Source organism: Saliniramus sp., from assembly GCF_035311605.1.
In the GTDB taxonomy this organism is placed as follows: Bacteria; Pseudomonadota; Alphaproteobacteria; order Rhizobiales; family Beijerinckiaceae; genus Saliniramus.
Genome location: NZ_DATGCW010000029.1, coordinates 1 through 6,276 on the forward strand (window position 1 = coordinate 1; position 6,276 = coordinate 6,276).

Annotated in this window: 5 protein-coding genes; 1 reads left to right on the top strand and 4 read right to left on the bottom strand. The window is 66.2% G+C overall.

What is annotated here, in order from left to right; all coding sequences use genetic code 11:
• Both VKP01_RS01435 and VKP01_RS01440 read right to left on the bottom strand, forming a co-directional pair.
• Positions 1-1,685: putative inorganic carbon transporter subunit DabA (locus tag VKP01_RS01435; RefSeq protein WP_324409854.1), on the bottom strand; the 1,685-nt coding region annotated here is incomplete at its 3' end.
• Positions 1,686-1,712: 27 nt separating this feature from the next.
• On the bottom strand, positions 1,713-3,275 hold the full coding sequence (locus tag VKP01_RS01440; protein WP_324409855.1) for a proton-conducting transporter membrane subunit: 1,563 nt from the start codon (positions 3,273-3,275) through the stop codon (positions 1,713-1,715).
• A gap of 101 nt (positions 3,276-3,376) precedes the next feature.
• Here VKP01_RS01440 and VKP01_RS01445 point away from each other — a divergent pair, with 101 nt between their 5' ends.
• Entirely contained in the window at positions 3,377-4,273 is an 897-nt protein-coding gene (locus VKP01_RS01445) for a LysR family transcriptional regulator (RefSeq protein ID WP_324409856.1), read from the top strand.
• Positions 4,274-4,297: 24 nt separating this feature from the next.
• Here VKP01_RS01445 and VKP01_RS01450 read toward each other — a convergent pair whose 3' ends face one another.
• Entirely contained in the window at positions 4,298-5,041 is a 744-nt protein-coding gene (locus VKP01_RS01450) for a ZIP family metal transporter (protein WP_324409857.1), read from the bottom strand.
• Between the two features lie 148 nt (positions 5,042-5,189).
• Positions 5,190-6,276, bottom strand: a 1,087-nt coding sequence (locus tag VKP01_RS01455; protein WP_324409858.1) for an ABC transporter permease, incomplete at its 5' end; no start/stop codon positions are given.

Consider the following 6,276-nt stretch of genomic DNA (forward strand, 5'->3'; position numbering starts at 1 on the left):
GTGTCGTGCAGACCCGCCACGAAGACGGTATCCTCCGCCAGATCGATGCCGTGCCCGGGCAGGCCGGCGCGGGTTTCGGGGTCGTTGAGCAGGCTCGCGAGAAGGCGTGCGGATACTTCTCCGGTCTGTCCGCCGCAGGCGCCGCAATGATAGGCGCTCTCATGCGGGTTGTTGGTGACATGCGCGCCATGGCCGACGAGCAGGACCAGGCGGGCATGGCCTTCGGTCATGCTCATCGCCTTGAGAACCGCTGCGCCGGTGGCGGCCTTGGCCTCTGCCGTCAGCGGCTCTTCGAAGCGCGGCGGCGGATTGGTCGAGCCGGCGGATGCCTCCGTGGTGGCGCGATTGCCGCCGTGATCGAGCGCCAGGGTGTCCTTGACGAGCTTCCAGCCATAGACCGGGCCTGCGGCCTCGATGAAGGCGAAGGAGGACACCGCCGCCTGCCGGAAGCGCCCCCAGGCGCGCCGCGCCCGCGCCCGGATCCGGACATCCTGTTCCGTATGGGCATCGCCGTGGCTGCAGGCATTGAGAGCCGGGGTCAACAGCACAGGCAGATGCGCCTCGCGCCTGTCGGTACCGTGGCCGCAATGTGATACGGGCAGGCCGAAGAACCCGGCAAAGCCGATCGTCGCGATGTCGGTATCGAGGCTTTCCAGCGCGCGCCGGAAGACTTCCGAGCGCACGTCGATGCAGAAGGCGGCCTGCATTGCCGGCCGGCCCTCACGAGGCTGCGCGCCCGGCAGCATGGCTTCGATCCGCCGCTGACGGGCCCGCTCGGCGGCCTCCTGGAGGATGGCATCGATCACCTGGTCGCGCGTGGGCGCGACGGGTTGCTCATGCGCGGCGCACGTCTCTTCCCATGACGGGCTCAGCTGAGGATATTGCGCAAGTAGTGCTTCTTCCCAGATCAGCCGGATCGCCAGCAATTCCACGATCGTCGCATCCGTCTCCCCGGCGAGCTCCGCTTCCCAGAGCAGCCAGCGCGCATGCTGGGCCCATCCGCCAAGATCGACCAGCAGCCGGTGAAAAATCGTCTGCGCATTGGCCTCGGTGATGCCCAGCCGCTCGGCTGCGCGCAGGATGACCCGGTCGGCAGTGTCCGGCGCATCGATGGCATGGCTGCAAAAACCCGTGAGGCCGGCAATCTCGGGGGTCAGGTCATGGCGCGCCCAGTCCCGCCAGGCATCGAGCGCAGCGCGCGCGGGAGCCGGGGACCAGAGCGCCTGCCCGCGATCGAAATGGCCGGCAGCCCAGAGGCCGAAGCTGCGCTTGATCAGTTCCGGCCAGTCCGTGCCGCTTGCACCGGCAGCCAGCTCGGCAAGGGTGGGCAGCGCCTTGGGAGCCGGGCTCTCAAGGCGCAGCGCCTGTTCCAGTTCTGCGAGATCAGCTGGCTTCGATGCCGACGAACAGGCGGCGAGGGCTGCCGCGAGGTCGTCGCGCGTGATCGCTCCGGATTCGATCTCGTCGCGATAGGTGGCGCGCTCACGAACGAGGCGCACGCCTGCGACCCGCGCCAGCCGGGCCGAGGCCGTGGCCAGATCCTCGTGGATCTGGCCGAGGAAGGGATTCACGGCAACCGTCGCATCAAGGGGAAATGCAGGGGGGATGGCGCGGGCGGCTTTTTCCATCGCGGTGAGCACGGCGTCGGCATGCGTGTCGTCGGGATGCGTATTCTGGATGAGCATGGTGTTATCTGCCTGCAATCGAGGAAATCAACGGGATTTCGGGGTTGTGAAACCGCCGATCATGCGGTCGAGGACGGCGTTGAGATAAAGGCCGTTCGCCAGGTGCACGCGCAGTCCCGCCGCTGCGGGGTGGTGGGCCCAGAGCGGAAACAGCGCCTGGGCCACGGCGATCAGGCCGAAGGAGAACAGCATCAGCACGATGAGCCCCCATTCCAGCGGACCCGGAACCGGTGCGGCGGGAAGGTGCGCTCCCCAGACCAGATCGGCGACGAGATGAAAGCCGAAATAGGCGAGCGTGGCGGCGAAAGACGCCATCACCGTGCGTCGCGTGAGTTCACGGGGCGCGGCATCTGCCATGCCCTGCGCCACCAGATAGGCGACACCGAAGATCAGGATGGCGCCGAGCGAGAGGGCCTGCGCCGATTTCGAACCGAAGACGAAGCCGAAGAAGGTTGCTACCAGCGCATAGAGCACGAGCGCGAGGGCGAAGGCCCGCAGGACGGCGCCGAGTCCCGGCACCGCGACGGGTCCCGGGCGCCGGATTTCGGCGACGGCCTTTACGGCACCACCGGAAGCGAGGAAGGCATGCGCCTTGTAGAGCGAGTGGGCGACGATGTGCAAAAGCGCCAGAGTCCACAGGCCCAGCCCGCATTGCAGAAGCATGAAGCCCATCTGCGCGATGGTCGACCAGGCCAGCGCCGTCTTGATCGCGCTCTGCGTCAGCATCACCGCGGCCGCGAACAGCGCGGTGAACCCGCCGAGCATCAACAGGGCCGCCATGGCCGCCGTGCTGGTCTGGATCAGGTCGGCCATGCGGATCAGCAGGAAACCGCCGGCATTGATGATGCCCGCATGGAGGAGGGCGGAGACGGGTGTGGGTGCCTCCATGACCTCCGTCAGCCAGCCATGCAGCGGGAAGGCCGCCGTCTTGAGGGCGGCGGTGAGCACCAGAAGCGCGATGGCCGCGTGCATCGCGAAGCCCGCGCCCTCCTCGGCCTGCGCAGCGATCGACGCGATGTCGGTTGTGCCGAAGGCGATGAAGAGCAGGATCGAGGCGAGCACCAGCGCGACATCGCCGCCGGCCCAGACCAGCGTGAACTTTGCGGCTGCCCGCTGTGCTTCAGGGCGTTCGGAATAGAACAGCAACAGCTGGCGCAAGCCGAAGCCGATCGCAACGAATGCCAGTACCAGCGTGACGAGACTGCCGGACTGGACGAGGAGAAGCACGCTGGCAAGCGTGAGGGCCATCCAGCCGTGAAAGGCGCCTTCGCGCTGCTCGCCATCCAGATAGGTGCGTGCGTAACGCACGACGATCCAGCCGATGAAGGCCACGAGAATCGTCATGGTCGCACTCAGCGCATCAAGGCGGAACGCGATCATCAACGCATCACTGCCGAAAGCGAAAGTCTGCTGGCCCGCGAAAACAAGCTGGAGCCCACCAGCGACCGCCGCCACCATGGCCGCGATCGCGACACGCTCGGTCAGAAGCGGCAGGCCGCCGGGTCGGCGACCCGGGTAAAATGCAGCGTAACCCGCAATCAGAAGAATGAATATGGGAGCAAGCATGCTCAGCGATGGTGATGAACTCATGGAATGGGCTCCGGTGCATTGATAGGCCGCTCCGGAATAACGCCTAGCTGACTTTCAGAAAAATACATATTATGATCATAATCATTCTATAAAAGAGAACAATGTCGCTTTTGAACCTGCACCATCTGCGCCTCTTCCGGGCCGTCGCGACCGAGGGCACGCTCACCGGAGCCGCCACACGGCTCAACCTGTCGCAATCAGCGCTCTCGACCCAGATCAGGGCTCTGGAGGCCGCGCTCGGGCATGACCTGTTCGAGCGGCGGGGGCGTGGGCTGGTTCTGACGGAAGCCGGTCGGATCGCCCTCGACCACGCGGAGGCGATCTTTCGTACCGCCGAGGATCTGACAGCGACGCTGCGCGAGACCGGCTTCGTGCGTCGCGGCCTGCGCATCGGTGCGCTGGCGACGCTGTCTCGCAATTTCCAGATGGCCTTCGTTCGCCCCCTTGTCGGCAGGAGCGATGTCGAGGTGATCCTGCGCTCGGGCTCGCAGGCGGAACTGCTCAATGCGCTGGATGGGCTCGCCCTGGACATCGTGCTGACCAATCTCGCCCCGGCGCGCGACAGCGCCAGCCCCTGGCTGATTCACCGGCTGGCCGAACAGCCGGTCAGTCTGATCGGGACGCCGACGCGATGCGGCTCGGATCGGCCTTCGCTAGCGACCTTGCTCGGGCGCGAACCCGTGATCCTCCCGGTTCCCGACACCGCCCTGCGCGCTGCCTTCGATGCGTTGACGGCCCGGCTGGGAATCACGCCGATGGTCGCCGCGGAAGCCGACGACATGGCCATGCTGCGTCTGCTCGCCCGCGAAGATGCGGGCCTCGCCGTGATCCCGCCCATCGTCGTGCGCGACGAGCTCGAGGCGGGGATCCTGGTCGAGGCAGCGCGACTCGACAACATCCGCGAGACATTCTTCGCCATCACCCGGGAGCGGCGTTTTCCCAATCCGCTGGTCGCGGAATTGCTGGCGAAAGGCGCGCAGCACGACGTACCCGTATAGCCGATACGGGCGCGGCGTGGCGGGTCAATGCGCCAGAACCAGCATCTGGAACGCCATCATCCCGGCAAAGGCAAGGGTCACCACCGTCGCTGCCGATCCGCTATCGGTCTTTTCCTGCGCTTCCGGGAACAGTTCGGAGAAAACCATCCAGATCATGGCGCCAGCCGCCAGCCCGAGCCCAAGTGGCAGGAAAGGCCGGAAGATCTCGACGAACAGATAGGACGGCGCCGCCATCAGCGGCTGCGGCAGGCTCGTGAATATCGCCCAAAGGGCCGCCTTCCAGACCGGCGTGCCGCGCGGCACGAGCACCAGCGCAATGGCGAGGCCTTCCGGGACGTTGTGAAAGGCAATGGCCGTGGTGATGAAGACACCGAGCCCCTCGGTGCCGGCAAAGGAGACGCCGACGCCAACGCCTTCCGCAAAGGAATGCGCCGTCATGATGCCCAGGATCAGCAATGCCTTGGTCGCATTGGCGCCCTGGAGCTCGGCCACATCCACCTCGCCGGAACGCGACAGCAGCCGGTTGGCGAGAACGATCGCCGCGAGGCCGGTCAACACCCCCGCCAGCGTCATGATGACATCAATGGCGACGCCTTCCGCGATCAGGCTATGGCTCGCCGCCAGCATGAGCCCGGCGGCAGCGGCGTTCGCCCAGCCGACGGTCCTCTCGCTGAGCTTCTTCACGAAAAGAAACGGAAGCGCACCGACGCCTGTCATGATCGCCGTGACGAAAGCCGCGGCAATCACGATCAACAGCGATATGTCCATCAGGAACTCCGGAGAATACGGTCAATGGCGGGACGACGGCTATCTGCGCGACAGCCGACGGCGTGACCGTTCACATGGGAGTGCCGTTCCGGCTTGTAAAGCCCACACACTGGTCCGGTCTCGTACGCAGACGTTGCCCGGGCGCCGATCAGCGATTCATGGCGCGGCTGAGGATGATCACCGGCAGGATTCCGACGGCGACGATCAGCAAGGCGGAGGTCGCGGCTTCTTCGAGCCGCCCGTCGGAAGCCAACCGAAAGGTGCGGATGGCCAGCGTGTCGAAATTGAAGGGCCGCACGATCAGCGTCGCCGGCAATTCCTTCATGACATCGGCGAAGACGAAGATGGCCGCGGTGAGCAGGCCCGGGCGCAGCAGCGGCAGATGCACCCGCCACAGGACCCGCACGGATCCCGCCCCGAGATTGCGTGCGGCCTCGTCCATGCTGCGCGGCACCCTTGTGAAACTCGCCTGGACGGTCTTCAGGGCCACGGCGAGATAGCGCACGGTATAGGCGAACATCAGGGCTGCGATCGATCCTGTCAGCAACAACCCGGTCGAGATACCGAACTGCGCGCGCATGAAGGCGTCGAGCGCATTGTCGAAGGTCGCCAGCGGAATCAGCACGCCGATCGCGATCACGGCGCCGGGGATCGCATAGCCGAAGCTCGCCGCCTGCATGGCGGAATCGATCACGGGCCCGCCCTGAAGGCGCTGCGCGTAGCTTAGGAAAACGGCGATGCAGACCAGAAGGATCGCCGCGCCGCCGGCCATGATCAGACTGTTCTGCGCAAAGGCGAAGAAGCGCGCGCCCCAGAGCGGGTCACCCGCGATCAGCGACAGCCGCAACAGTTCCGCAGCGGGAAAGACGAACCCCAGGACGACTGGCAGGCTGCAGGCGACCATGGCGAGAATCGCGTAACCCGGGCTGAGGCGCACGCGCCCCATCATCCGCGCCCGCCCGCCGGCATTGCTGGCGAAACGTCTGTCGCCACGCACCATCCGCTCGACGAGAAAGGCCACGGCCACGAAGCAGACGAGCAGGGCCGCGAGCTGGGCCGCCGCGACCGGCGCACCGCGCGCAAACCATGTCCGGAAGATGCCCGTGGTCAAGGTCTGGACGCCCAGATGCAGCACCGTACCGTAATCGGCAAGCGTTTCCATCGCGACGAAGGCGGCACCGGCGGCGATTGCCGGCCAGGCCAATGGCAGTGCCACCCGCCTGAACGCGGCAACG